The organism is Micromonospora sp. CNZ297 (genome assembly GCF_007827625.1).
In genome coordinates, this window is the sequence record NZ_VISU01000024.1 from 77,911 (window position 1) to 103,667 (window position 25,757).

Genomic DNA, 25,757 nt, shown 5'->3' on the forward strand with positions numbered 1-25,757 from the left:
TCAGCTCTCCTCTCCGAGCCGCAGCACCTCGCCGAGGCGCAACCGGCGGTTGTTCACGGCTTCCACGGTGATCGCGAAGCCGAGGGCCAGCATGGCCAGGACCGACACCCCGGCCACCAGGCCGGGTTCGAAACTCGGGCGCACGTCCACGCCCCCGGTGAAGGCGGGCAGCCCGAGCACCGGTGTGAGCAGCAGCGGCAGCAACGCGCCGACCACCGCTCCGGTGAGCACCGACACCAGCACCAGCGGCGTCAGCTCCACCATCAGCAGTCCGCGCCACTGGCGGCGGGACAGGCCCATCGTGCGCAGCCGCGACAGCACCTGCCCGCGCGAGCGGGCCCCGGCGAGCACGGCGAGCGCGAGCCCCAGCAGCCCCAGCGCGGCGCCGCCCCCGGCGCCGAGCACGAACCCGAACACCAGCAGGCCGTTCACGCCGCTGCCGCCCAGGTCGGCACGCACTGCCGAACGGGTCGTCACCTCAGGCGCGCGGGCCTTGTCCCCGGCGTCGACCTCGCCGATGCGCAGGTAGCGCCGCTGCCCGTCGCTCGCGACCCGGTCCACCTCGGCCGCGTCCACGCCGGACCCGGCGAGCACGAAACCGGTCGGCGCGAGCTGGTGCGGGGCGTCGGCCGGCAACGCCGGCCACGGCAGCACCACGAACCGGCGTATGCCCTCGCCCACGAGCGCGAACTCGTCGACTGTGGCGGCGGTCCGCACCGGCAGCCGGTTGCCCTGCACGTCCAGCCAGGCGGGCCGCTCACCACGGGCGTCGGCGAGCCCGGCGTCGGCCAGTTCCCCGGCCACCGCCGGAGACACCAGCGCCGGCAGCGGCGTGCTCCCGTCGGTGCGGGCCCGCACCGGGTCGGGCACGTCCACCGGTACGCCGGCCTGCCGCGCCACCTCGGCGAACCGCTCGCCGTCCACGAGCACCACGCGCAGCTCGGTGACCGGGGCGGGGCGTCCGGCGCGGTCGGCGTACGGACGTTCGGCCGGCACTGTGAGCAGCGGCGCGACAGCGCGTACCCCGGGCAGCGCGGCCAGCTTCTCCGCGGTGTCCGGCGTGAAGCGCTCCCCGCGTACCAGCAGGTCACCGGGCACGGCCTGGGCGGCGGCGGTGTCCCGGCCGGTCTCGATGCCGGTCGCCACCACGCCGCAGAACGCGGCGGTGGCGACGGCCAGCACCACCACGACCAGCGGCCCGGTGGTCGCGGCCCGGCCCGCCCGGGCGGTGCCGAGGAACGCGACGCTGCCGCGCGCCCGGGCGGCGACGCGGCTGACCAGCCGCAACGGCCAGGGGTACGCGCGCAGCGCCAGCAGCGCCGCCGCGATCGCCAGCAGCACCGGCACGGAGACCAGCAGCGGGTCCACCGAACCGGCGGTGAGCCCGCGGCGGCGCAGCAGGAACGCGCCGAGCACGGCGAGCCCGAGCACTACCACCTCGACGGTGAGCCGGACGGCGGGTGACCGGCCGCCCAGGTCGGCACGTCCACCGGCCCGGCGGCCGACGGCGAGCGCGGCGAGCGGCGGCAGCAGCGTGGCCAGGAGCGCGGCGATCACCACCCAGCGCCACGACGCCCCGGTGCCGGGCAGCAGCCCGCCGAGCAGCCAGCCGATCCCGGCCGCGGCCGGCAGCACCAGCAGCGACTCGGCCAGGCCGCGGCGCAGGACCGCGCCGGTCGAGCCGCCGCGTGCCCGGATCAGGTGGAACTCGGCGCGGCGGCGGCGCGCGGCCAGCCGGGCGGCCAGCAGCGTCAGCCCGGCCAGCGTGGCGAGCAGCCCGGCCGCGATGACCGCGAGCAGGGTACGCGCGGCGGCCAGCGCGTCGGCGAAGCGCCGCAGCGGGATGTCCACGCCCTGGGTGAGGGTCATCTCGATCTGGGCGGGCCGGGCCCGGTCCAGCCCGTCGACGCCGGCGATCAGCGCGTCGAGGCGGCCCGGTTCGAGCCGGTCCGGGGCGATCCGGTACCGCCAGCCGAAGCTCACCGGCCAGCCGGTCGCGACGGCCTCGTCGACGCCGCCGTCGGCGGTGTAGGCGACGCCCACGAACGGGTCGCCGTCGCCCTCGGGCGGGGAGAGCTTGAGCATCGACGGCAGCGTGTCCCAGACACCGTCGGCCGGGTCGTTCGGCCGCCACACACCGACCAGGTGGACCGGGAGGGACTTGAGCACGTTGTCGTCCGGGTCGAGCATCAGGAGCAGGAACCGGTCGCCGGTCTTCACGCCGAGCGTGCCGGCGATCGTCTCGGCGAGCGTCACCTCGACCGTGCGGGCCGGGGCGACGGGGCGTTCCGGCCACCGCCCGTCGACCAGTGTGGCCGCCTCCTTGATGCCGGTACCGGCGCGCAGGTGCACGTCGATCAGGCCCTTCTCGGGGGCGAGCGTCGGGCCGCGCAGCCGTCCGGGCACGGTCTGGGCGACGTACCAACGCTGGCCGATGGTGTCCCGGACCACGCCGGGCATCGCCTCCTCGATCCCCGCCAGCTCGGCCGCGTGACCGGTCACGGCGGTCCGGGTCGACGGCGGGAACGCGGTCGGCGCGGTGCTGTACGTGAGGTCGCGGCGGGCCACCGGCTGCCCTGCGACGTACTCGGTGAGCCCCTGCCCGGTCAGCCGGTCGGCGACCCGGGGCACGCCGGTGATCAGCAGGGCGGTCACCAGGGTCAGGACGGCGAGCAGCAGGAACTGCCCTCCGTATGCGCGTACCCGGCGCGCGGCACCAGGAAGGCTCATCGTTCTCCTCCGATCCGGAGCTGCGCGGCGGCGACCCGCTGGCGGATGCCTGTGGTGATGAGGGCGGCGAAGGCGAGCGCGGCGAGCAGCAGCCCGGCGGCTGTCGTCCCGATCGGCAGCCAGGGCACTGTGAAGGCCGCCTCGGGCACCGGCCGGCCGGCGGCCGGGGTGAGGATCACCAGCGGCACCATGGTGGCCGCGACGAGGGCGCCGACGAGCATCCCGACGCCGACGCCGATCGCGGCCAGGAAGGTCTGTTCGGCGAGGTACGCGCGGGCGAGCAGCCGGGTGTTCGCGCCGAGCGTGTTGAACACGGCGAACTCGGTGAGCCGGCGCCGGGTGGTGGCCCAGACGTCGACCGCCAGACCGACCAGGGCGAGCAGCACCGAGCCGAGCGCAGCGGCCAGCAGCCCGGTGCGCGCGCCCTGCCAGTACGGATCCTCCGCGGCCTCCGCGGCCACCGCCCGCCGGTCGAGCAGCACCGTGCCGCCGGTCGAGGCGAGCGCGTCAGCGGCGGCGGTGTGCCCGCCGGGCGTGGTGCCCAGCCACCACTCGGCCACCGGCCGGACGCCGCCGCTGCGTTCGAGGAGTTGTGTGGTGGCGGTGGGCAGGTCCAGCAGCACCCCGTCGCCCCCGGTGCCGGGCACCGCGGCGACCTGGCCGACCACTGTGACCTCGACCGTCACCTCGGCGACCGACAGCTTGACGGTGTCGCCGGTCTTGAGGCTCATCGCGGCGGCCACGCCGGGGGTGACGAGCACCGGCACCGGACGGTCCGGCGCCTGCGGCACCAGCGCGAACCGGGACGAGGGCACCCGGGCGAACTGCAACAGCCCGGCCGGCACGTCGAAGCCCTGCGTCCCGTCGATCCGGGTCGGGCTCGCCTCGGCGGTGTCGCGCGGCCCGGCGCCCGGGTCGATCACCCGCCAGGACCCCTCCACCGGCAGCTTCAGGGCCGCCCCGGCGGCGTCGGTGAGCCGCAGCTCGTCCAGGAGCAGCCGGTACGAGCTGCCGGTGGCGTCACCGCCGTCGGCCTCGAAACCGGCCAGGCGCAGCGGGACGCCGCCGCTGTCCGGCAGCGGCACCGAGAAGCGCACCGGCTTGCCGTCGCCGTCCCCCTCGGCGAGCCGGACCCGCCAGGTGGCCCCGGCGTCGGTGGCGAACAACGCGGTGACAGCCACCCGGGGCCGCTCGTACATGCTCTCGACCGGGGTGCGCACGGTGCCGGACAGCGTCTTCGCCCCCTCGGGCAGGACGCCGCCGGCCGGCGCGGTCCGGCCGTTCGCGAGCCGGTCCAGCAGGGCGCCGGTGGACGCGTCACCACCGGCGTCGTCGAGCCGGATCATCCCCTTCGCGGCGGCGGCGTCGAATGCCACCACTGTGGCCGGCCGGGCCTCACGGCCCAGGCGTACGTCGTCGCGCCAGGCCGGCAGCACCCGGTCCACGCCGGGCACGGCGGCCAGCTGGGCGGCCCGGTCCGCGGGGGCGGTGCCGTCCCGTTCGGTCAGCCGCAGGTCCGCGCCGACCGTGTGCTGTGCCTGGTCCCGCTGCGAGCGTTCCCAGGAGGCCACCAGCGACCAGGCGAGTGTGCTGCCGCCGACGGCGAGCGCGAGCAGCAGCACCGGTCCGGCGTGCGGGCGCCGGCCCGCCTGCCACATGCCGAACATGGTGGCGTTCCACGTCCGCCGGTCGACGAAGCGTTCCGCGAGCCGGGTGGTCGGCGGCAGCAGCCGCAGCGCGATCACCGCGCCGGCCAGCACGCCGATGGTGGGCGCGGCGGCCAGCAGCGGGTCGATGCCGAGGCTGCCGTTCGCGCCGGCGAGCGGCGAGGAGTACTGCCGCAGCTGCGTCCAGGCGAGCACGGCGAGGGCCACCAGCGCCACGTCGACGCTCGCCCGCTGCACGGCCGCTCCCCGGGAGGGCCGCGACCGGGACGCCATGTCCGCGACGTACGTGCCCGCCCGGCGCATCGCCGGCAGCACCATGGCGAGCAGGCAGCCCACCGCCGCGCCGACCGCGACCATCCACACCCGGGCCAGATCGCCGTCGGCCAGCCCCAGGTCCGCGCCCAGGTAGTGGATCGCCTGCCCGGTCAGCGCCGGAGCCAGCAGCAGCGCCGGCGCCACCACGAGCGTCGCCTCGCGTACGGCCAGCCCGGCGATCTGCCCCCGGGCGGCGCCCCGGGCCCGCAGCAGTGCGGTCTGCGCCCGCCGGTCCTCGTTGAGCAGCGCGGCCACCAGCACCAGCGCGTACCCGCCGAGCACCACGATCAGCAGCAGCGGGGTGAGCAGTGCGGACCGGCCCACCAGGTCGGCCCGGCTGAGCCGGTCGACGAGCCGGTCCAGGTGGCTGACCTGCTGTGTCGAGGAGCCCAGGCCGGTGGCCTCGGGCAGCTTCCCGGTGATCTCGTCGAGCGCTGTGGTCACGGCGGGCAGCCGGGCCGGCTCGACCGCCACCAGGTCGGGGTCGACCACCCAGGCCGCCGAGGTGGAGCCCGTGAAGGTGCGGGCGAAGTCGGCCGGGTCGAGCGCGAACGGCCCGTACGACGTGATCTCCGCGTCGCCCTGGCTCTCCCCCACCCCGGGGGCGAGACGCCAGTACGCCTCGGACGCGTCCCGCGGCCGCCACGTGCCGACGACCACCACGGTGCCGGCGCGCTCCGCGCCCCGGTCGTACAGCGGCACCCGCTCCCCGACCTCCAGGCTCAGTTGCGCGGCCACCTTCTCCGGCAACGTCACCTGCAACGGGTTGCTGCCGGGCACCGGCCACGCCCCGGCGGCCAGCTCGGCGTGCGCGGGCAGGTCGTCGAGCGTGGCCAGGTTGGCGAACATCGGATCGTCGTCGGTACGGGCGGCGCCCACGTCACCGGTCAGCTCCCGCCCGGTCCCGGAGCGGCTCGCGGCCACTGTGACCGGGGCGCCGCCGAGCCCCTTCGCGAACTGTTCCCGTACCGCCCGGTCCCGCTCGGCGAACGCGGCGGCGTCGGCGCCACCGGAGCCGCTGATCAGCAGGCTGCGTTCCTCGGCCGGTGCGGCGTCGAGCACCGCCCGGGCGCCCGCCTCGACGGCCCGGCGGTTGTAGTCGGAGAGCCCGGTGACCAACGCGACCGCGACGAGTGCCGCGACAGCGGCGGCGAGCAGCAGCCCACGGGCCTCTATCGCCCGCCTCCACACCAGCTTCATCCGACATCCTCTCCTGGCCCCGGCGGGCCGATGCCGAGAGAGAGCAGTGACGCCCACCAAAAGGTTCGCGCCCGTTACATGATCGTTATCGGCCTTCCCGCGCGGATATCCGGGGGAGGCAGCCGGCGGATGTGCCCACGACCGGGGCCGGCGGGTGCTCGACCTGCGCGGGCTCACCGACCGGCAGATCCACACGCTCGTCGCCGAGCAGACGGCGCCCGTGCGGTGATCTACGTGACCGGGGAACGCCTGCTCCCGCACCACGTCCGCGCTGCCTTCTTCGACCGGCGCTGGCGCGGTCTCGACCCGGCCCAGGTACGCGACCACCTCGACCGGGCGGCCGACGAACTCGAACGTCTGAGCCGTGAGCTGGTCACCACGCGGACCGAGGCCGAGCGCGTCCGCCAGGCGCTGCGGCAGTGACAGTCCCAGCATCGCGCCTGCCGCCTCCGTGACCCGGACGCCCCGCCGGGCGGGTGGCCACGATGATCGAGCAACGCTGGATCATTCACCTGCCCACCACGCTGACCAGCGCCGACGAGGCAGCCGCCCTCGCGGTGACGCTGCGCGAGTCGCTCGGCCACGTCACGGTCATCGACTTCGGCGAGACCACGCTGAGCGAGGAGGACAGCCAGTTCGCGCGTACCCGGGTCTGGTGCGACGCCCGGCTCGACGGCGCCGGCCGGTGCGGCCACCGCAACGACCACGACGGTTCGTGCGGCGCGCGACCCGACACGCCAGGCGCACGCCGAGCCGTGCCGGCCCGCGTCGGGTGGAACGTCATGGGTGTCTCCGCGGCCCGTAGGCACCCGTGGTGTTCCACTCGCGAACGCGCGCCGGGCCGGGCGAGCGGCGTACCGTCGGTAGCATCCGGGGATGGGCAGGTTCCTTGCACTCTTCAACGGCGCCGCTGACGAGGCCGGCAAGGCCGACCTCACCGAACAGCAGCAGACCGACTTCATGAACGCCTGGGCGGCATGGGCGCAGGCCAACGAGAGCGCCCTCGTCGACCCCGGCGCTCCCCTGTATGGGAAGAAGCTGGTCACGGCGCGGGGCGTCGAGGACTTCACGGACAACCTGGTCGCCTACGCGATCGTGGAGGCGTACTCGCACGACGAGGCGGTCCGGATCTTCTCCGGGCACCCGCACCTGGGGCTGTTCGCCGGGAACTCGATCGCCGTGCTGGAGTGTCCGCCTCCGCCCGTCTGACCGCTGCTGGGGGGGCGTCAGGAGCGGGGGCGGTCGCGGTCCTTCGAGGGCTGGACCCGCTTCGGCTCGCCGGGCATCTTCGGGGAGCCCCACATCTAGCGACATGCTAGCCAGCGTTTGACCTGGACAGACCACGAGCGAAGTACGGGAGGTTATCGGGCGGATCCAGCCGCCCGAAAGGACGGGCCCGGACGCGGAGATTCCAGCTCCGGCCGGGCCCTTGATCGCGAAGCGAGGTCGCGACCCATGGGCAATCTACCGTTCACCCTGCCCGCGTGCGATCGGCCGGCCACAGTGCGGCTGGAGGTGTTCAGCAACACCAGCGAGGGCCTGCCGGGTTCGTTGGACGCCTCGGTCTACACGTGCGAGCAGCACGCCGATCCGGCGACGGACGCCATCGAGGGCACGAACCGCACGGCTCACCGGCTGCGGATGGCGCCGGACGTGCAGCGCACGTGCGGGCACGTCTACCTGTTCCCCACCGGGCAGCTGGCCGGGCACCCGGCGTGGTGCGACCTGGACGACTGCGGCCGCCGGTTGGAGCACCGTTCGGCGGTGGCGCACGTGGAGACGGGCCGCCCGGAGCCGGTGATCGTGGACGTGGCGCTGGTCCAGGCGGTGAGCGAGGGCGCGGAGCCCGCGCTGTCGCTGACGGTCGTGGACGGGCGGCGTACGCCGGTCCCGGCGTCGGAGCGCGTGCTGCTGTCCACGGGGCAGGCCACCGCGTTGGTGTACCGGGTGCGGCAGCTGGTCGACGCGGCCCGGGGCGGTCGGCGGTGAGCGGGCCGGCGGCGGTGGCCGCGGCGGCCGAGGCCGCGCCGGGCGTGGTGGCGCAGTTGCTGCGCTCGGTCGACGGGCGGCCGCGGGTGGAGGTGTTGCAGTGGCACCCGGTCGGGGAGCCGGGCGCGCCGGCGCACGACCCGGCCGCGCCGGACGGGGTGCTGATCCTGTCCACCGGTGCGGCGGTGCGGCTGGCCGGGGTGCTGCTGGACCTGGCGGCGGCGGCCCGGGTGGGTGCGCGGTGAGCGGGCGGCGGGTGGCGGTCGTGGGCCGGCCGGACGACGAGCGGCGGGCGCCGCGCTCCACGCCGAGGCAGCGGCCGTTGCGGCACCGGCCCGGTGGCCGGATGCACACGGCGAAGGACCTCACCGAGGCGTTCACCCTCGGCCTGACCATCGGTGAGCAGAAGCGCGTGACCAGCGAGGAAGAGGCCGAAGAGCTGTACCTCAGCGCCTATGAGGCGGGCCGGCGCGACGAGCAGCAGCGGTACGAGAGGCTGCTGGAGCAGCTGCGGCGGCTGCGGGAGGCGTGCCGGGCTGCGGAGGACGGCGACCCGGGGCCGGTCCTGGAGCTGGGCCGCCAGGCGGCCGCGCAGGATCTGACTGAGGTGTCGGTCGCGGACGGGGGGCAGCTGGCCGGCGAGGTGGAGCAGTGGCTGTCCGGCCGGTCTCCCACGGGTGGGGAAGCCCAGCCCGGCGCCGTCGACGAGGAAGGCGGGCCACAGCGGTGAGCGTGCGGGTGATGTCGTGGGTGTGGGACCACTCGCCGGTCGGCGGCACGGAGCGGCTGGTGCTGCTGGCGATCGCGGACTGCGCGGACGACGCCGGCGCCAATGCGTGGCCCTCAGTGGCCACCCTGGCGCGCAAGGTCCGGCTCGACGAGCGGACTGTGCAGCGGGTGATCCGGCGGCTGGTCGACGGCGGGCACCTCGCGGTGTCCGCCTCGGCCGGCGGCCGGTCCTCCAACCGGTACACGGTGATCATCCGGGAGGAGCCCGCGGCCGCGCCGGCGGGCCCCGCGGACGGGTCAGGTGTTCAGAATCGAACACCTGACGGGATCGACGGCGGCGAGTATCCACACCCCCGGCAGGATGCCACCCCCGGCGACTTGCCACCCCGGCGCAGCGCCACCGCTGGGGTGGCGCTAGACGCCACCGCTGGGGTGGCGCAGCTGTGCCACCCGAACGTCCTTGAACGTCCTAGAACCATCCGGGCGCGCGAGCGGCGCCGGGCCGGCGGCCCGGCCGCGCCGCCGCGCGGCGTTCCTCGAGCGCCGGCGCCGCCGCCGGCGCGGTGCCCGGATCACCCGGGCCAGTACGCGGGGCACTGCGGGCCGTGCCGGTCGGAGCGGATCGCGCCGGTGGAGTCCGGCCGGTGAGCGGGCGGGAGCAGCTGGGCCGGATGCGGTGGGCGGTGCGCGGCACCCTCGCGCTGGGTGTGGCCGCGTCGGTGGCCGCGAACGTGCTGCACGCGCAGCCGAACCCGGTCAGCCAGACGATCGCGGGGTGGCCGCCGCTGGCGCTGTTGGTGACCATCGAGCTCATCTCCCGGGTGCCCGTGCACCGGCGCGGCCTGGCGGCCGTACGGCTGGCGGCCGCCGCGGTGCTGGCCGGGATCGCGGCGTGGGTGTCGTATTGGCACATGGTCGCGGTGGTGGCCCGGTACGGGGAGACGGGCGCGGCGCCGTACCTGATCCCGGTCAGTGTGGACGGCCTGGTCGTGGTGGCCAGCGTGTGCCTGGTCGAGCTGGCCGGCCGGATCCGGACCGCTGAGAGCGTCCAGGCGCCGTCAGGCGGGGGCGATGGGACCGTGGGTCAGCAGGTCGCCGTTAGCGCGCCTGAGCGGCCCGCTGACGCTCCTGGGGTGACTGACCTGGCTGCCGTGCCAGGACGCGCCTCGGGGGGCCTGAGCCGGCTGCTGAGGCGCTCGCCGGGGAGCATGTGCCTGCGGTGCGGCCGCGAGCCCGGCGGCGCGGCGAGGCCGCAAGGGCGGTTGCTCGGGTGCTCTCCGAGCGGCCGGACATGTCCGCGGCGGAGGTAGCCGCGGCGGCCGGGGTGTCCGAGCGGCACGCGCGGCGGTTGGTCGGCGCGGCGAGGGCCTGACGGTCACCGAGGGCCCGCGCCCCGGGTGGGGGTGCGGGCCCTCGGTCACGAGACGCGGCTCACCGCGGCCGGCCCAGCCGCGTGAGCGTGTCCTGACGCGCCTGGAAGGCCTGGAAGTCCGCCATCGTGGCCGTCGCTGTCCTCGGCTGCCAGTAGTAGTGGTTGTTGATCGGCTGGCCGCTGGCCGTCGACGTGGTCGCGGGGACGACCTGCTGGCCGTACCAGCGGGCGGCGCGCTGGAGGATGTCCACCGAGCGGCCCGGGTCGCCGAAGCGTGGGATGAAGGCCTCCCCGCCGGTGGCCGGCTCGGCCCAGGCGTAGCGGGCCGGGGCGACCGGGGCGGCGATCTGTGCCTCCCGCAGGCGGCCCCACTGGGCGTGCTCGACGATGCCGCCCCACCGGCGCAGCTGAGTACCGACGCCGGGGATGTACTCCCCGGCGGAGGTGATCCGGGTCCGGACGGTGATGACCCGGCCGTCGAGCTGCCGGATGCGCTTCTCGAAGCCGATGATCTGTCCGGTGGCCTCGTCGGTCAGCGCGCGAACCTTGGTCTCCACCTTGGCCGGGATCGCGAACAGCTGGTTGGCCAGCCGCAGCGCCTCGCCCCTCTCGACGCCCATCGCGGTGGCTGTCTGCAGGAACTTCTTCCGGCCGCGCTCGCTGGCCTCGGCGGCCATCTGGTGCGAGCCTGTCTGGCGCAGGATCGCCTCTGAGCTGGCCTGGGCGGCCTCGGCGATGCCGAGCAGCGCGGTGCGGTTACGCTGGCCGGCCTTGGTGTTCGGATCGATGCCCTTGTCCGCGCCGTCCTTGGCCGCCTCGGCGGCCCGGTCGATGGCTTCCTCTAGCCGCAGGTTGGCCTGCTCGGCGTTGATGTTCTCGGCTGTCATCCGCCGCAGCGCCTCGTCGAAGGTCTCGACCTCGACCGTGGCGGTCGACGCCGCGTCACTGGCGCTGCCGAAGGAGTCGACCAGATCTTGCAGTTCCTCGGACAGGCCGCCGCTGGAGCCCCTCGCGGCCTCCTGCTCGGCGACCAGCCGCGCGAGCTGGGCCACGTCGCCGGACAGCATCGCCCCCAGCTTCTCCATCCAGCCGTACGCGACGGTGAGCATCTCGATCGTCCCGGCAATCGACCGGATGCCGTATTCGAAGATCGTCCACAGCATCAGCAGGGCGTGGCCGCCCTCGGTGGAGTGCTCGGCCAGCCCCTCGAAGGTGTCCCCGAGCAGGTCGCCGGCACGGCGGCCGATCTCCCCGAGAGCGTCGACAGCGGGCCCGGCCTGCTCGGCAGCGTTGGCGAAGCCCTCCACGGCCCGCTCCGCCCCGGACAGGAAATCCTCCGTCAGCGGCGACAGGTAGCGCGACGTCGCCGAGAACGCCCGTTCGAGGTCGTCCTCCATGTCGCCGATTCCGTCGCGCACCTGACTCAGGGCGCTGAGCGTGGCCGGCACGAAGGACACCCCGGCGCGCTCCATGGTGTCGGCGAACAGCTCGCCGGTCTCGGTGGCCGCTGCCTTGACCAGCGGGTGACGAGCGGCCACCGCGATGCCGCCGGCGATGCCGCCGGCGCCGAGGCCGCCGACGATCGCCCCGCCGACAGCGCCGCCGACCAGCGGCGCCACCGACGCCACGGCGGCCACCACCCCGGCGCCGATCGCGGCCTGTGCCTGGGGCGGCAGCCCGCCGAACACCGACTCCAGGGCCGACGAGACCGGCCCGCCGGCGCGGGCCAGCCCGGAGGCAAGGCCCTCGGCGAACCGGGCGCCGTACCGGACACCCTGCTCGATGCCCTCGTTGTCGTTGAAGTCGATCAGCTTGCGCAGGTCCACCTGCTTGCGCTGCTTGACCCGCTCCAGGTCCAGCTTCTCCGCCAGCCGGGCACGCTCGGCCTCGTCCGCAGTGGCGGCGATCTCCCGGGCCAGCGTCCGGATACTGTCGGCGGTCTCGTCGATCTGCCGGTCCAGGCGGGCAGCATCAGCGCGCAGCCGGTTGAGGTCCTCGCCGCTGTCCTTGGCCGAGCCGCCGAGATCCTCGGTGGCCTCCCTCGCTCTGCCGATCGCCGCGGTGGTGTCCGTCGCGGAGCCGGTGACATCGTCCAGGGCATCTTCCAGGTCTTCGGCCGCCTCGGTCGCGCGGGCGAAGCCGCGGGTGAACGGCCGCTCGTCGACGTCCAGGCCGACCTTGACTGTGCGGGTCATGCCGTGCCTCCAAATGGTGCTGGCCCGACTCCAGCGGAGCCGGGCAGATGCGTTACGTAGAGTGATGGGCTGAGGTGAGGTCGGAACTCCCAGACCCGTACACGGGAATCTCTACCTCCCCGGCGGTACCGGCGACCTGGGGCGTTGGGGGTCACCCCCCACCCCTCCGACCGGCACCCGCATTCCGTCACCGAAAGTGACGGCCGGCGGGTGGAGGCGGCGCGCTCGGCTGCCGCCTCCACCCGGCCGTGGGCGCTGGTGGGTCGCCGCGCGAAAGGGAGTGACGCGCTCGCCACCATCCATCCGCGGGCCTGGCGCGTACGCCTGCCAGCCGCGGTGAGGTTAACGCCCGGGTGCGACATCGGTCAGGCGGCCTGAGCCTCGGCCGCCGCCGGCGGCCGTTCCAGCTGTTCGCGGGTGTCGAGCATCCACGCCTGCCGGATCGCCGTCTCGGCCTGGACGATGGCGTTCTGCAGGAAGGTGGGGAAGTCCTCCGGCGCCATCGTGTCGTCCCGTCCGCTGGGGTCGTAGGTGGCGGGCGGGCCCCACGAACCGGGCGGGGTCGGCCGTCCGGTCGACCCCTGGTAGAGGCTGGCGACCGCGTCCCAGCGGCCGCGGTTCGCCGCGCGCAGACGGCGGTAGCGCAGCCACGCCTCCAGCGCCGGCTCCGACCCGGTGCGCACCGCCTCGATCGCGGCCACCCGGGCATCGGCCACTTCGGTGGTGAGGCGGGTCAGCAGCTCGAAGATGTGCGGCGCCGGGGACTTGGTGGCCTGGTCGGCCAGACGGGCGGCCTCGGCCGCCTCGGCCGCCTCACGCTCGGCCGCGTCGACAGCAGCGGCAGCGCGCTGCGCGCCAGCACGCTGCGCGGCCGCCTCGTCCTGGGATCGCCGCAGCGCGGCGGCCAGGTCCTCGACGGTGGTGGGCTCGGTGATCATCGTGGGTCCTTTCACGCCGCGGGCGGCATCGGGTTACGGGGCGGGGTATGCGCGGCTCTGGTTTGGGCGATCAACGCCACCTTCGCCAGGCCGGGCGGGACGGGTCGTGGGTCTCCGGCGCTCGGTGCGCTACCCCGGCTGCCCTGGGACGGATCGGGCGCGGGGTTGCGCGGGCTGGCCGGTTCAGCCGGGGCGGGCTCGGTGCCGCCGGCGGCCGGCTCGGCGGGCAGGTCGACCGGTCGGCCGTTGTGGTCGGCGGGGCGGCGCTTGGCCACCTCGGTGGCCACCTGCTCGCGGATGATCCGGAGCCGGTCAGCGGGATCGGGCATGGTGGTGTCCTTTCGTGCGGTCACGCCGCCGCGGTGGCGGCGGGGTGCTCGTGGTCGACGTCGCCGGCGGCCGGCCGCAGCGCGGCCGCCAGAACCGGGCCGCCGTACTCCACGGCGAGCAGCTGCGCGGCGGCCAGCAGCAGCCGTGCGGCGGTCTGTCGCTGTGCCCCGCGGGGCAGGCTGGCGATCCGGGCGGCGAGCTGCTCCAGGTAGTCCGAGGCGAACTGGTCGACCTCGGCACCGAGCAGCCGGGGCCGGCAGTCCGAGCACGGGGCGCCGCCGTCGACCAGGACGCCGAGGCGGCCGTAGCCGAGCATCGCGGTGCCGCACGTCGAGCAGAGGCCGACCGGCCACTGCGGGTCCATCGGGGCGATGGTCACGGCGCCCGGGCGGACGCGGCGGAGCTTGCGCATGATCACTCCTGTTCGTCGTGTTCGCCGAGGCGGCGGCGCTCGATCGCGGCCACCTCCGGCGGGGTGTCTGGGTAGGTGGGGACGGGGTGCCGGGCGTCGCCGGACTGGCCGAGCAGCCGGCAGCGCTGGCAGACCTGGCGGCCGCGCCAGTCGGCTGGCACCCGGGGGTCCGGGGTGAACGGGTGGGGACGGACCGAGGACCGGGCGGGCTGGCGGCGGGCGCTCACGACAGGGGTCCCGGGTGGACGGGTCCGCCGGGGCTGCGGGAGCGCCGGTGGTAGATGTCGGGTGCGCCAGGTGGGCGGGTGGGTTGAGGTGGGCGAGGCGGCACCGGATCACCACCATGGGCGGGGTGCCCGACCCGACCCGAGTCGAGACCCTTCCCAGACCACGGCGTCGCTGTTTCTGATCCCTGTACGGCCTGATCAGGGCGCAGTGATCCCGTGGTGTTGTCGATCGGATCAGCGTCGGGATCACTGATCGGACCACTGACGGGATCACTGATCCGATCAGTGGTCTGTCGGTGGTTCGTCGGTGGTTCGTCGGTGGTTTGTGCGTGATCGGTGGTCGTGCCCACGGCCGCGCCGGGCACGCTGCCGGGCAGGTCAAACAGGGCCAGGCCGCGGGCCGTCCAGGCCGCTACCTCATCGACGGTTGGCGGGTCCAGCAGCTGCATGTCCGCCTCGTCCGGGGTGCGGTGCCCCTTGTACTCGTTGCAGCGGCCGCAGACCGTGACGAGGTTGCCGCCGTCCGGAGTGGCCGACTGGTCGGGATCGACGTGATCGAACTGGAGCACCTTGCGCCGCTCGCGTGCGCGGCCTGCCTTGGCCAGCAGCGGCCCAGAGCGGCAGTAGCGGCAGCAAGCGCCGTCGCGCTCCAGGACCAAGGCCTTCAGCCTGGCGTCGCGCAGGTCGGCCTTCTGGGCCCGGTTCCGGTCTGTTTCCGTTCGGGACGGGTTGCGTTTGAGGAAGGCGTGCAGCCGGTAGGCGTAGCCGTCGATCCACGAGTCACCGAGGCACGGGCAGTCGTCGCCGCGCTGGTGCAGCAGAGGTGGCCGGTCCAGCACGGAGGTGCACAGCGCATCGAGCACTGGACGGCGCCCGCGGCACTGCTCAAGGGCGCGGCCGGCCGTGAGGTAGCCGTCCCGCCGCAGATGCGCGGCGGCGGCCATCAGGCGCAGCCACGCCGCCTGGAGCTGGTCGACGCGATCCCACGCCACCCGGCCGGCCTTGTCGGTGGCCAGGACCTCCCACACCGGATCCCGGTCGACGTCATCCGACGCGAGCCAGTACGTCACCCGTCACCGCCGCGCCCACGCGGACGGCCGCCATCAGACGGGCGAGCAGTTACGCTGGTTGCGACAGCTTCGCCGGCCGTCGTTGAGGTCGCCCCGTTTCCCGCGGGGCGGCTTTTTTCATGCGGCCGCACGGCCACCACCGGCGGACTTGCGGCCAGCGCGGGCCTTGGACGACGCGAGCGCCAGGCGCTGCATGTGGGCGCGGCGAGCGGACTCAGCGCGACGCTCCCGCTCGGCCGCAGGCAGCTCGTTGTTCGGGTCCACCTGGCGGCGAAACTTGTCCATCAGCCCGGCCTGAGCACGGGCGATGGTGGGGGCAGGGTCTTCCTTGGACCAGCGGGCGTGAGCGGCGATGCGGGCACGGATGCTGCGTTGCTCAGGCGTCAGGGCCATAGCGCGTTGCTCCTGAGATGCAGGAACGCCGAGCCAAGAAGAGACAGGCCCCCTGATAGGCCTTGTTGTCTCCGCTCGGATCGGCGTCGCGCCTGATCACCTTCCGGCTGCTCTCCGGGGCATCGCACCCCGTACCCGCATCGGTTGGTTCCGTGCCCTCGGGTCGCTCGGCATCGCGCCGGCGTTCACCTCGGGCTAGCTGCTCGGTGTTCAGTTGATGATCGAGAAAATAGCATGGCGTTCTGCTCAGACAACTGAGCCGCCGGCAGGGCGTGTCGCGCTGCGGGTGGCCTCTACAGCCGTTCGCCGAGGCCGAGGCGACGGTGAGCAGCGTGGGCACGCTCGACGGCGGTGGAGCGGGCGTAGACCTGGAGCATGGAGTCGGAGCGCCAGCCCATGATGTGCATGAGGTCGCGCTCCTGGCCGCCGGCGGCGAGCCAGCGGTGGGCGGCGGTGTGGCGTAGCGCGTGGGGGTGCAGCCCATCAACGCCCGCGGCCTGCCCGAGCACCTCCAACCGCCAGCGGATCCCGTCCGGGGACATCGGGCCCCGCTCGCCGAGCAGCAGCCGATCGGTGGCGGCGGCCCGGCGGTGCGCGCCGCGGACGCGGACGTAGCGGTCGATCGCCTGACCGGTACGGGCGCCGTAGGGCACGGCGCGCGGCCGGGAGCCCTTGCCCATCACATAGGCGATCTCGCGGTCCTGGTCGAGGTCTGAAAGGGTCAGCGCGGCCAGCTCGGAGACCCGTACGCCGCAGTCGGCGAGCAGCCGGAGCATCACCTCGTCGCGGCGGCCGTCGAAGATACGCCGATCGAACTGCCCGGCGCGGCCGCGGGGTACCTGGCAGACCTTCAGCAACGCGGCCAGCTCGTCGTCGGTGAGCACCCGGACGGGCTTCTCGGTCGCCTTGGGCATCTCGACGCCGGCGGTTGGCGCGGTGTCCACCTCGCCCTCGGCCTCCAGCCACCGGCAGAACCGGCGCATGCCGCGCAGCCGGGTGCGGACAGTCTCGATGTCCACCCGCTCGGCAAGGTCGGCGAGCCAGGCTGCGATTGCGTGCCGGGTCAGTTCGTCCAGCGTGGTCGGTCGGCCGCGTTCGGTCAGCCAGTCGCAGAAGAACCGGATCGACTGGCCGTAGAGGCGGAGCGTGCCCTCCGCCTTGCCGGCGGCGCGCAGATGTCGGCGGAACGACGCCGCCAGATCCTCGATTCGGGGGGAAGCCACGGGGGTAGGTTATCGGGCGGGTAAGCGCTATGCTACCCCTCAAGTTCGGCGGTCAGTCCACATCAGCGCTGGTGGGACGCTTCGCGCGGCTCGGTTGAACCCTCGGCGGTTCGCCCGGCATCTTCGGGTATTCCGGCGGGTAGGGCATGTCGCCCAGCCCGTCGGCGGCGTCCCGCTCGGCCCACTCCAGCAGCGGCGTGATGTCCCACGGGGCGTCGTCGATGCCGGCGTGCGGGTCGCCGCGCTCGGCGAATCGGGCCGGCACCGTGCCCAGGTGGAAGTCGTCCGGGTCGACCTCGGGCAGCTCGTCCCAGTCGACGGGGGTGGAGACGGTGGCGCGGGCGTTGGCGCGCAGCGAGTACGCGCAGGCGATGGTGCGGTCCCGCGCCATCTGGTTGAAGTCGACGAAGACGCGCTCGCCGCGCTCCTCCTTCCACCAGGCGGTGGTGACCAGCTCGGGGCGACGGCGTTCCAGCTCCCGGGCCAGCGCGATGGTGGCGCGGCGTACCTCCACGAACGTCCAGCGCGGCTGGATGCGCAGGTAGACGTGCACGCCCCGGCCGCCGGAGGTCTTCGGCCAGCCGGGCACGCCCAGCTCGTCGAGCAGACCGCGCAGCTCAGCGGCGGCGGTCACCGCGTCGGCGAAGTCGGTGCCGGGCTGCGGGTCGAGGTCGACGCGCAGCTCGTCGGGGCGGTCGGTGTCGGTGGCGCGCACCGGCCACGGGTGGAACACCACCGTGCCCATCTGCGCCGCCCAGGCCACGTGCGCCAGGTCGGCCGGGCACAGCTCGTCGGCCGGGCGGCCGCTGGGGAAGGCGATCCGCGCGGTGCTGACCCACGGGGGCACGCCCCGCTGCGGCACCCGCTTCTGGAAGAACATCTCCCCCTCGATGCCGTCGGGGAAGCGCTGGAGCGTGGTCGGCCGGTCGCGCAGGGCGCGCATGATCCCGTCGCCGACGGCCAGGTAGTAGCGGAAGACGTCGGCCTTCGTGAAGCCCCGCTGCGGGAAGATCACCCGATCGGGGCTGCTCAGCCGCACCGTGTGCCCGGCCACCTCGATCTCCTCGACCGCACCCTTGCCCGCCATCACGCGACCATATGCGATGCCACCGACACCCGACGTACCGTGGAACGGTGAGTCTTTCCGACAACGAACTGCCCCGTACCGAGGACGAATGGCGCGTCCGGCTGAGCCCCGAGGAGTTCCGGGTGCTCCGCGAGGCCGGCACCGAGGCGCCCTGGACCGGTGAGTACGTCGACACCAAGACCCCCGGCGTCTACCACTGCCGGGCCTGCGGGCTCGAACTGTTCCGCAGCCAGGACAAGTTCGACTCGCACTGCGGCTGGCCGAGCTTCGACGACGCCATCCCGGGCGCGGTCAAGGAGATCCCGGACAACACGCTCGGCATGCGGCGCGTGGAGATCCGCTGCGCGCGCTGCGACAGCCACCTCGGGCACGTCTTCGAGGGTGAGGGCTTCACCCCGAAGGACACCCGGCACTGCGTCAACTCGATCTCGGTGCGGCTGGAGCCCAGCGCCGGCTGACGGCGGCGTCACAGCCGCAGCAGGCCGCCGGCCTCGTCCACCTGGTCGGCGGCCTCGTCGTCCAGCCACACCCCGCCGGTGGCGAGGTAGCGGAAGCGGTACTCCCCCGGCTTCAGCCGGACCGTCACGGTACGCGTGCCGTCACGGCGCGGCACCAGCTCGTGCCGGCCGGGCTCCCAGCCGTTGAAGCAGCCGACCACGCTCACCGTGCCGGCCGGGGTGTCCCGGGGCAGCGAGAACGTCACCCGGGTCTGGTTGCCGAAGAGCTTGTTGCGCTTGATCACGAATCCTCCGGGGATTTTCGGCGGTCACAGCAGTCAACGCGCGACACGCCGGGAGCGACTCGCCGTGGGGCCGGATCAGGTTCGCCGGTTCCGGTTGCCCGATGGTGTCGTCTGCGCGACTCTCGGATGACAGGTCCGTTTTCGGGGGGTTTCGCATGGCTGCCTGCGAGGTTTGCGGCAACGACTACTGGATGGCGTTCGAGGTGCGCACCGTCGACGGGTCGCGGCACACGTTCGACTGTTTCGAGTGCGCGGTGCACAAGATGGCGCCGATCTGCGAGCACTGCCAGATCAAGATCGTCGGTCACGGCGTCGAGGTCTCCGGCCGCTTCTTCTGCTGCGCCCACTGCGCCCGCGCCGTCGAGGGCGAGCAGGGCGCCGAGGTACGCGACGCGGTCGGCGCCCGCCCCGCCTGACGCGGGCGCTCCCGGGGCGGCACCGGCGTCGATCTCCGTCTAGCATCCCTCCGGTGTCCCGACGGTTGATCATCGCGGTGGCCCTGGTCGCCGTCCTCGCCGGCTGCGGTTCCACCACCGAGCCCGCCACCGCCCCCGCGCCGGCCCTGGCCGCGCCCTCGCCCACCGACGGCGGGGCCGCCGCGGCGCTGCGCGACCGTTACGCCGCGACCGGCGACCTGGCCGGCCTGGCCGAGAAGCCCGAGCACGCCAGTGAGCGGCTCGACTCCGACGGTGTCGTCTGCGGTCGCCCGCTGCCCCTGCTCGACCGGCGGCTCGTCGCGTCCACCCGGGTCTTCGTCACGCCGGAGGGCACCCCGGCCGGCGAGTTCGTCGAGATCGCCCAGGAGACGGTGGTCTACCCGGACGAGGCGGCCGCCGCGGACGCGGTACGGCAGGTCTTCGGCCTGCTGGAGGCGTGCGAGCGCGACGAGGAGGAGGGCCAGGTGACCACCGGGCACACCGCGGGGGACCTGCCCGCCGGGCTGGGCGTGCCGGGCCGGGTGGTGTCGGCGACCATGACCGTGTCCGACGGCACGCGTTTCCCGCACCGCTACGGCTGCCTGCGCCACGGCCGGGTGACCCAGTGCGTCGCGGTCTGGACCCGCTCGGCGGCCGACACCGGCACCTGGTTCGAGCGCGCCGTCACCGCCACCGCCACCGGGCTGCGCACGTCGAAGGGCTGAGCAGCGCCGGCCCGGCCACGCCGAACCGCCGCGCGTTGAGCCGGCACACCGGGACCGCGCCGGCCCGGCGCGCCGAGCCGACGTGCCGCGCCAGGGGGAGCACGACCGGGCGGAGACGCGCCGCCTACCCTGGGCCGATGCCCGTCGAGTCCCACCTGGCAAGCTTCGCCGACCTGGACACCAGCACCTTCCACGACCTGCTCCGGCTGCGCATCGACGTGTTCGTGGTCGAGCAGTCCTGCCCGTACCCGGAACTGGACGGCCGGGACGTCGAACCCGGCACCCGCCACCTGTGGCTGAGCCGCGACGGCGCCGTGGTCGCGTACCTGCGGATCCTGGCCGACCCCGGCGGCGTGGCACGGATCGGGCGGGTGGTGGTGGCGCCGGTGGCCCGCGGTGCGGGCCTGGCCGGCGCGCTGATGACCGAGGCGCTCGCCGTGGTGGGTGACCGGCCGTGCGTGCTCGACGCGCAGACGCATCTGGTCGGCTTCTACGAAGGGCTCGGCTTCGAGGTCAGCGGCCCCGGCTACGTCGAGGACGGCATCCCGCACACTCCGATGCGCCGCGACCCGACTCATTGACGTTTGTCGCTTTCTGTGGCAGCGTGCGGGCGGAGCCGCCACGCGGGAGAGGGCAACTCCCGAGTCCGGGCGTCGTGCACCGACACCCTTCCCGGAGGCTTTCCATGTCCACTCCGTACCGCCGCCCGCTACCGCTCGCGGCGGCGATCCTCGGCGTCTGCGCGGTCGTCGCGGCGCTGCTCACCACCGCGTTCTCCGGCCCGGCCTCGGCGCACGGGTCGGTGGTCGACCCGGCGTCGCGCAGCTACAGCTGCTGGCAGCGTTGGGGCGGTGACTTTCAGAACCCGGCCATGGCCACCCAGGATCCGATGTGCTGGCAGGCGTGGCAGGCCGACCCGAACGCCATGTGGAACTGGAACGGCCTGTTCCGCGAGGGCGTGGCCGGCAACCACCAGGGCGCCATCCCGGACGGGCAGCTCTGCAGCGGCGGCCGCACCCAGAGCGGCCGGTACAACGCGCTCGACACGGTCGGCGCCTGGAAGACCGTGCCGGTGACCAACAACTTCCGGGTCAAGTTCTTCGACCAGGCCAGCCACGGTGCCGACTACATCCGGGTGTACGTGACCAAGCAGGGCTACAACGCGCTCACCTCGCCGTTGCGCTGGAGCGACCTGGAACTGGTCGGCCAGATCGGCAACACGCCGGCCAGCCAGTGGACACGTGAGGTGGACGGCGTGTCCATCCAGATCCCGGCGAACGCCCCGGGCCGCACCGGCCGGCACGTCGTCTACACGATCTGGCAGGCCAGCCACCTGGATCAGTCCTACTACCTGTGCAGCGACGTGGACTTCGGCGGGTCCGGCCCGACCACCCCGCCGACCAGCACGCCGCCCACCAGCACCCCGCCGACGAGCACGCCGCCCACCAGCCCGCCGCCGACCACGCCGAGCCCGGCCGGTGGCTGCACCGCGACGTACGCGATCACCGGTTCGTGGGGTGGCGGTTTCCAGGCCGACGTGAAGGTGACGAACGGCAGCGGTTCGCCGATCCGCGGCTGGTCGGTGAGCTGGAACTACCAGAACGGCCAGCAGGTCAACTCGGCGTGGAACGCCACTGTGACAACGAGCGGAACGCTCGTCACGGCACGCAACGTGGCCTACAACGGCTCGCTCGCGCCGGGTGCGAGCACCTCGTTCGGCTTCACCGGCTCGGCCGGTGCGACGAACCCGGTGCCCAGCATCGTGTCCTGCACGACGACCTCCTGACGACCGCCGTCCCGGTTGGGGCCCTGCTCGACACCGTCGCGGTGTTAAGCAGGGCCCCTTCCTCTACCGCAGGCGTTAAGAAGGTGCCCTTCCTTTCACACCAGGCAGTTGACGATGTCGGCGACCGAGCGGCGGCGGCCGGTGTAGAACGGGATCTCCTCCCGTACGTGCCGGCGGGCGCCGGAGGCGCGCAGGTCACGCATCAGGTCCACGATCCGGTGCAGCTCGTCGGCCTCGAACGCCAGCATCCACTCGTAGTCGCCGAGCGCGAACGAGGCGACCGTGTTGGCCCGCACGTCCGGGTAGCCCCGGGCCATCTTGCCGTGCTCGGCCAGCAGCTCGCGCCGCTCGGCGTCGGGCAGCAGGTACCACTCGTACGAGCGCACGAACGGGTAGACGCACAGGTAGGCGCGGGGCTCCTCGTCGTTCAGGAAAGCCGGGATGTGGCTCTTGTTGAACTCGGCCGGGCGGTGCAGCGCCATCTGCGACCAGACCGGGGTGAGCGCCCGGCCCAGCGTGGTCCGGCGGAACCGCAGGTACGCGTCCTGCAGCGCGTCGCTGGACGACGAGTGCCACCAGATCATCAGGTCGGCGTCGGCGCGCAGCCCGGCCACGTCGTACGTGCCCCGGATCGTGACGTCCTTGCCGGCCAGCTCGGTGAAGAGCGACTCGACCTCGTCGACGACGTTCTCCCGCAGCGACGGCAGCGGGCTGGTGGCCCGGTACACCGACCACATCGTGTAGCGGATGGTCTCGTTGAGCTCGCGCAGCCGCGCCGCGTTGGTCTGCTCGGTCATGCTGCCGATCCTTCCAGTGCCGTGATGATCTCTTCGGCCGCCGTCTCGCCGGAGCGGACGCACACCGGGATGCCGACGCCGTCGTAACCGGCCCCGGCCACTGCAAGCGTCGGGTGGGCGGCGCGCAGCGCCGTCCGGACCGCCGCCACCCGGGCGGTGTGCCCGGGCGTGTACTGGGGCAGCGCGCCACCCCACCGCTGCACGTGCCGGGCCACCGGCGCCGGCAGCGGCGCGCCGAGCACCGCCGACAGCTCCCGGTGCACCGTGTCGGCCAGGTCGTCGTCGGTGAGCTGCAGCGACGTCTCGTCGCCGTACCGGCCCACCGAGGCGCGCACCAGCGCCAGCCCGTCCGGCCGCCGCAGGTGCCCCCACTTGGTGGTGAAGAACGTGGACGCCTTGATCGTCAGCCCTTCGCCGGCCGGCACCAGGAAGCCGGACAGCTCCGGCAGGGCCGGCCCCGGCAGCGCGAGGGTGATCAGGGCGACGCTCGCGTAGTCGAGCGCGCCCACCGTGCCGGCCGCCTCGGGCGCGGCGGCGGCGAGCAGCCGGGCGGCCGGGCGGGCCGGCACCGCGAGCACCACCGCGTCCGCCTCGACGTGCTCGGCGTCGCGGGTCGGCCCGACTGTGAGCCGCCAGCCGTCCGGGGTGCGGCGCAACTCGCGTACCGCGGCGCCCCGGCGGATCGTCGCCCCGCTCGCCGCCGCCGCCGCCTCGACCAGCGTGCTCAGCCCACCGGCGAGCGTGCCGAAGACCGGTGCGCCGGGCGCGCGCGGCGCGGCGGCCTGCGCGGCGCGTACCGCACCGACCAGCGTGTGCTCGGCGCGGGCCGCGCGGGCCAGCGCCGGCATCGTGGTGACGAGCGACAGGTCGTCGGCCCGCCCGGCATACACGCCGCCGAGCATCGGGTCGACCAGCCGCTCCACCACCGCGTCTCCGAGACGCTTGCGGACCAGCTCACCGACCGAGGTGTCCTCACCCTCGGCCAGCAGCGGGTGGCCCGCGTCGCGGTCGGCGTCCGCGGCCGGCGGCGCGACCGCCGCCACCTTGTCCAGATCCCCGGGTACGCCGACGAGCGTCCCGCCCGGGACCTGGCGCAACGTGCCGTCGACGAGCAGGGCCGCCTGCCCGACGGTCGGGTGCACGATCGACGCGTCCAGTCCGAGGCGGCGGGCCAGCGTCACCGCCGCCGACTCGCCACCGGCCGGGTCGCGCATCAGGAACGACTCCGCGCCGAACTCGACCGGGCCGCCGGCCAGCTCACCGGTGTGCAGCTTGCCGCCGAGGCGGCCGGACTGCTCGTACACGGTGATCTCGGTGCCCTCGGGCGCCCGGTCGCGCAACCGGACGGCGGCGGCCAGCCCGGTGATCCCGCCACCGACGATCGCCACCCGCCACGGTCGCACCACTGTCTCCTCCTAGCGCTCCGGTCGCGCGGTCAGCTCGTGCACCAGCGCGACCACCCGGGTCAGCACCTCGGGGTCGGTCTCCGGCAGGACGCCGTGACCGAGGTTGAACACGTGGCCGGGAGCGGCCCGGCCCTGCTCGACGATGCGCCGCACCTCGGTCTCCACCACCGGCCATCCGGCGAGCAGCACCGTCGGGTCGAGGTTGCCCTGCACCGCCTTGTCCGGCCCGATCCGGCCGGTGGCGACGTCGAGCGGCGTCCGCCAGTCCACGCCCACCACGTCGGCGCCGGCCTCGCCCATCGCGCCGAGCAGCTCGCCGGTGCCCACCCCGAAGTGGATCCGCGGCACACCGGCGTCGGCGAGGCCGCCCAGCACGTACGTCGAGTGCGGCAACACGAAGCGGCGGTAGTCCGCCTCGGAGAGCGCGCCGGCCCACGAGTCGAACAGCTGCACCGCGGAGACCCCGGCGTCGATCTGCACCTGGAGGAACGCCAGCGTCACCTCGGCCAGCCGCGCGCACAGCGCGTGCCACAGCTCCGGGTCGCCGTACATCAGCGCCTTGGTCTTGGCGTGCGTACGCGACGGGCCGCCCTCGACCAGGTAGCTGGCGAGCGTGAACGGGGCGCCGGCGAAGCCGATCAGCGGGGTGTCGCCCAGCTCGACGACGAGCCGGCGGACCGCCTCGTCCACGTACGACACATCGTCGCGGCCGATCGGGGTGATCCGCTCGACGTCGGCGGCGGTACGGACCGGCTCGGCCACCACCGGGCCGGTGCCGGGCACGATGTCCAGGTCGATGCCGGCCGCGGCGACCGGCACCACGATGTCGCTGAACAGGATCGCCGCGTCCACGCCGTGCCGGCGCACCGGCTGGAGCGTGATCTCGGTGACCAGGTCGGGCCGGCGGCAGGACTCCAGCATCGGCACGTTGGCCCGGATCTCCCGGTACTCCGGCAGCGACCGGCCGGCCTGGCGCATGAACCAGACCGGGGTGTGCGGGCCCGGCTCGCGCCGGCAGGCGCGGACGAAGGGCGAGTCGGCCGGCCCGCCGCGGCGGGGTTCTCCGTCTCGGGCGGCAGTGCCCGTGGTGTCGGTGGTCATCGCGGCAATCGTGCCACGCCCCCGGTGCGCGCCCGCGTTCACCGTCCGCATTTGTGACGTAGAAGGAAGGGCCCCCGCTTAACGCCTCCGGTAGCGGAAGGGCCCCTTCTTAACCGTCGATCACCCGGCGCGCCGTCGCGCGCCGCGCGGTGAGCGCGGCATAGGCTGCCCGCATGGCCCCCCCGATCGCGCTCCCGGAAACGTTCGCCCGCGCGGTCGCGGGGCTGCGATCGGCCACACCCCGACCGGAGATCATCCTGGAGGAGGTCGGCGCGCCGCAGCGGCTGGCCCCGTACGCGTTCGCGCTCTCCGCCGCCGTGATGCGCGACGACGACGAGGTGGCCACCGGCCGGCTGATCCTGCTGCACGACCCGGCCGGGCACGAGGCGTGGCAGGGCACGCTGCGGCTGGTCACGTACGTCACCGCCGAGCTGGAGGTCGACCTGGCCAGCGATCCGCTGCTGCCCGGTGTCGGCTGGACCTGGCTGACCGACGCGCTCGACGCGCAGGGCGCCGGGCACCGGGCGATCGGCGGCACAGTCACCCAGACGCTCTCCACCCGCTTCGGCGAGCTGGCCGGGCCGCCCGCCGCCGGTGACATCGAGATCCGCGCCTCCTGGACGCCGCTGCGCGCCGACCTGGGCCCGCACCTGCTCGGCTGGTGCACGCTGCTGGCCTCCACGGCCGGCCTGCCGCCGCCCGGCGTCACCGCGCTGCCCACCCGCCGCTCCGCCGGCGCCGCCTGACCGCACCCCGCCCGGGGACACGCGAAAGGCCGCCCCGGACGAACCGGGACGGCCTTCGGTGGACGCCGGATGCTCCTATAGAAGTCAAGCGGTGTTGAGGGTGGTGAAGTCGGCGAGGAGGGCGGTGTGGATCTCGCGGACGATGTAGCGCTTGAGGCAGC

General features: G+C 74.3%; 27 protein-coding genes and 2 pseudogenes. 14 read left to right on the forward strand and 15 right to left on the reverse strand.

From position 1 onward, the window contains the following. Positions 1-2,730 carry an FtsX-like permease family protein gene (locus tag FB454_RS29615; protein WP_145823914.1) on the reverse strand — a complete coding sequence of 910 codons (2,730 nt, stop codon included), beginning with the start codon at positions 2,728-2,730 and terminating at the stop codon, positions 1-3. Beyond that, positions 2,727-5,912 carry an FtsX-like permease family protein gene (locus tag FB454_RS29620; RefSeq protein WP_145823915.1) on the reverse strand — a complete coding sequence of 1,062 codons (3,186 nt, stop codon included), beginning with the start codon at positions 5,910-5,912 and terminating at the stop codon, positions 2,727-2,729. Before FB454_RS29620 ends, FB454_RS29615 begins: the two co-directional genes overlap by 4 nt. Positions 5,913-6,137: 225 nt before the next feature. On the opposite strand from FB454_RS29620, the pseudogene FB454_RS29625 reads away from it, so the two are divergent. The 8 genes and pseudogenes from FB454_RS29625 to FB454_RS29645 form a co-directional block, all read left to right on the forward strand. Then, positions 6,138-6,332 (forward strand): annotated as a pseudogene (locus FB454_RS29625) (DivIVA domain-containing protein); the annotation flags it as partial. A 65-nt stretch (positions 6,333-6,397) separates the two neighbouring features. Next, positions 6,398-6,826 carry a hypothetical protein gene (locus tag FB454_RS35545; RefSeq protein WP_486485478.1) on the forward strand — a complete coding sequence of 143 codons (429 nt, stop codon included), beginning with the start codon at positions 6,398-6,400 and terminating at the stop codon, positions 6,824-6,826. After that, positions 6,789-7,121 carry a hypothetical protein gene (locus FB454_RS29635; RefSeq protein ID WP_145823916.1) on the forward strand — a complete coding sequence of 111 codons (333 nt, stop codon included), beginning with the start codon at positions 6,789-6,791 and terminating at the stop codon, positions 7,119-7,121. The genes FB454_RS35545 and FB454_RS29635 overlap by 38 nt, the downstream gene beginning before the upstream one ends. Before the next feature lie 246 nt (positions 7,122-7,367). Beyond that, positions 7,368-7,901, forward strand: a complete 534-nt coding sequence (locus tag FB454_RS35070) for a hypothetical protein (RefSeq protein ID WP_186461678.1) — start codon at positions 7,368-7,370, stop codon at positions 7,899-7,901. After that, positions 7,898-8,146, forward strand: coding sequence for a hypothetical protein (locus FB454_RS35075; protein ID WP_186461679.1), 249 nt, complete (start codon positions 7,898-7,900; stop codon positions 8,144-8,146). Before FB454_RS35070 ends, FB454_RS35075 begins: the two co-directional genes overlap by 4 nt. Further along, complete coding sequence (locus FB454_RS35080) at positions 8,143-8,631, forward strand: hypothetical protein (protein WP_186461680.1); 489 nt, start codon at positions 8,143-8,145, stop codon at positions 8,629-8,631. The genes FB454_RS35075 and FB454_RS35080 overlap by 4 nt, the downstream gene beginning before the upstream one ends. Further along, positions 8,628-9,278: a helix-turn-helix domain-containing protein gene (locus tag FB454_RS29640; protein ID WP_145823917.1), complete on the forward strand. Its 651-nt coding sequence runs from the start codon at positions 8,628-8,630 to the stop codon at positions 9,276-9,278. The genes FB454_RS35080 and FB454_RS29640 overlap by 4 nt, the downstream gene beginning before the upstream one ends. A 23-nt stretch (positions 9,279-9,301) precedes the next feature. After that, positions 9,302-9,772: pseudogene (locus tag FB454_RS29645) on the forward strand (DUF2637 domain-containing protein); the annotation flags it as partial. A gap of 289 nt (positions 9,773-10,061) precedes the next feature. Here FB454_RS29645 and FB454_RS29650 read toward each other — a convergent pair. From FB454_RS29650 to ligD, 9 genes are all read right to left on the reverse strand, one after another. Then, positions 10,062-12,197, reverse strand: a complete 2,136-nt coding sequence (locus FB454_RS29650) for a hypothetical protein (protein ID WP_145823918.1) — start codon at positions 12,195-12,197, stop codon at positions 10,062-10,064. Positions 12,198-12,562: 365 nt separating this feature from the next. Further along, positions 12,563-13,135 (reverse strand): hypothetical protein, encoded by a 573-nt coding sequence (locus FB454_RS29655; RefSeq protein WP_145823919.1) that lies wholly within the window; start codon positions 13,133-13,135, stop codon positions 12,563-12,565. 11 nt (positions 13,136-13,146) lie between these two features. Beyond that, on the reverse strand, positions 13,147-13,464 hold the full coding sequence (locus FB454_RS29660; RefSeq protein ID WP_145823920.1) for a hypothetical protein: 318 nt from the start codon (positions 13,462-13,464) through the stop codon (positions 13,147-13,149). 20 nt (positions 13,465-13,484) lie between these two features. Next, entirely contained in the window at positions 13,485-13,877 is a 393-nt protein-coding gene (locus FB454_RS29665) for a hypothetical protein (RefSeq protein ID WP_145823921.1), read from the reverse strand. 2 nt (positions 13,878-13,879) lie between these two features. After that, complete coding sequence (locus FB454_RS29670) at positions 13,880-14,104, reverse strand: hypothetical protein (protein ID WP_145823922.1); 225 nt, start codon at positions 14,102-14,104, stop codon at positions 13,880-13,882. Further along, entirely contained in the window at positions 14,101-15,174 is a 1,074-nt protein-coding gene (locus FB454_RS29675) for an HNH endonuclease (protein ID WP_145823923.1), read from the reverse strand. Before FB454_RS29675 ends, FB454_RS29670 begins: the two co-directional genes overlap by 4 nt. Before the next feature lie 117 nt (positions 15,175-15,291). Further along, complete coding sequence (locus FB454_RS29680; protein WP_145823924.1) at positions 15,292-15,567, reverse strand: hypothetical protein; 276 nt, start codon at positions 15,565-15,567, stop codon at positions 15,292-15,294. 293 nt (positions 15,568-15,860) lie between these two features. After that, entirely contained in the window at positions 15,861-16,790 is a 930-nt protein-coding gene (locus FB454_RS29685) for a tyrosine-type recombinase/integrase (protein ID WP_145823925.1), read from the reverse strand. A gap of 52 nt (positions 16,791-16,842) precedes the next feature. Beyond that, on the reverse strand, positions 16,843-17,877 hold the full coding sequence (gene ligD, locus FB454_RS29690) for a non-homologous end-joining DNA ligase (RefSeq protein WP_145823926.1): 1,035 nt from the start codon (positions 17,875-17,877) through the stop codon (positions 16,843-16,845). A gap of 47 nt (positions 17,878-17,924) precedes the next feature. Between ligD and msrB the strand changes: the two genes are divergently transcribed. Further along, positions 17,925-18,335 (forward strand): peptide-methionine (R)-S-oxide reductase MsrB, encoded by a 411-nt coding sequence (gene msrB / locus FB454_RS29695; RefSeq protein WP_013284828.1) that lies wholly within the window; start codon positions 17,925-17,927, stop codon positions 18,333-18,335. 8 nt (positions 18,336-18,343) lie between these two features. Here msrB and FB454_RS29700 read toward each other — a convergent pair whose 3' ends face one another. After that, the gene (locus tag FB454_RS29700) at positions 18,344-18,619 is read right to left on the reverse strand and encodes an isoamylase early set domain-containing protein (RefSeq protein WP_013284827.1); all 276 of its coding nucleotides are present in this window, start codon (positions 18,617-18,619) and stop codon (positions 18,344-18,346) included. A 155-nt stretch (positions 18,620-18,774) separates the two neighbouring features. On the opposite strand from FB454_RS29700, the gene FB454_RS29705 reads away from it, so the two are divergent. The 4 genes from FB454_RS29705 to FB454_RS29720 all read left to right on the forward strand — a co-directional run bounded on the left by FB454_RS29705 (position 18,775) and on the right by FB454_RS29720 (position 21,546). Continuing rightward, positions 18,775-19,035 (forward strand): hypothetical protein, encoded by a 261-nt coding sequence (locus FB454_RS29705; RefSeq protein WP_013284826.1) that lies wholly within the window; start codon positions 18,775-18,777, stop codon positions 19,033-19,035. Between the two features lie 53 nt (positions 19,036-19,088). Next, a complete protein-coding gene (locus tag FB454_RS29710) occupies positions 19,089-19,760 on the forward strand; it encodes a hypothetical protein (RefSeq protein ID WP_030274521.1) in 672 nt (223 codons plus the stop codon). Positions 19,761-19,897: 137 nt separating this feature from the next. After that, positions 19,898-20,341, forward strand: coding sequence for a GNAT family N-acetyltransferase (locus tag FB454_RS29715; protein WP_071096216.1), 444 nt, complete (start codon positions 19,898-19,900; stop codon positions 20,339-20,341). A gap of 104 nt (positions 20,342-20,445) precedes the next feature. Then, positions 20,446-21,546, forward strand: coding sequence for a lytic polysaccharide monooxygenase (locus FB454_RS29720; RefSeq protein WP_145823927.1), 1,101 nt, complete (start codon positions 20,446-20,448; stop codon positions 21,544-21,546). Positions 21,547-21,641: 95 nt separating this feature from the next. Here the strand turns inward: FB454_RS29720 and hemQ are convergent, their stop codons facing one another. From hemQ to hemE, 3 genes are read right to left on the reverse strand one after another with little or no spacing between them, the layout of a single operon-like run. Further along, positions 21,642-22,343 carry a hydrogen peroxide-dependent heme synthase gene (hemQ, locus tag FB454_RS29725; protein WP_013474527.1) on the reverse strand — a complete coding sequence of 234 codons (702 nt, stop codon included), beginning with the start codon at positions 22,341-22,343 and terminating at the stop codon, positions 21,642-21,644. Then, positions 22,340-23,749 (reverse strand): protoporphyrinogen oxidase, encoded by a 1,410-nt coding sequence (gene hemG / locus FB454_RS29730; RefSeq protein WP_013284821.1) that lies wholly within the window; start codon positions 23,747-23,749, stop codon positions 22,340-22,342. The genes hemQ and hemG overlap by 4 nt, the downstream gene beginning before the upstream one ends. Before the next feature lie 9 nt (positions 23,750-23,758). Continuing rightward, positions 23,759-24,850: a uroporphyrinogen decarboxylase gene (gene hemE / locus FB454_RS29735; protein ID WP_030274526.1), complete on the reverse strand. Its 1,092-nt coding sequence runs from the start codon at positions 24,848-24,850 to the stop codon at positions 23,759-23,761. A gap of 173 nt (positions 24,851-25,023) precedes the next feature. Between hemE and FB454_RS29740 the strand changes: the two genes are divergently transcribed. Next, positions 25,024-25,596, forward strand: coding sequence for a DUF3000 domain-containing protein (locus tag FB454_RS29740; RefSeq protein ID WP_013284819.1), 573 nt, complete (start codon positions 25,024-25,026; stop codon positions 25,594-25,596). The last annotated feature ends 161 nt before the right edge of the window (positions 25,597-25,757 follow it).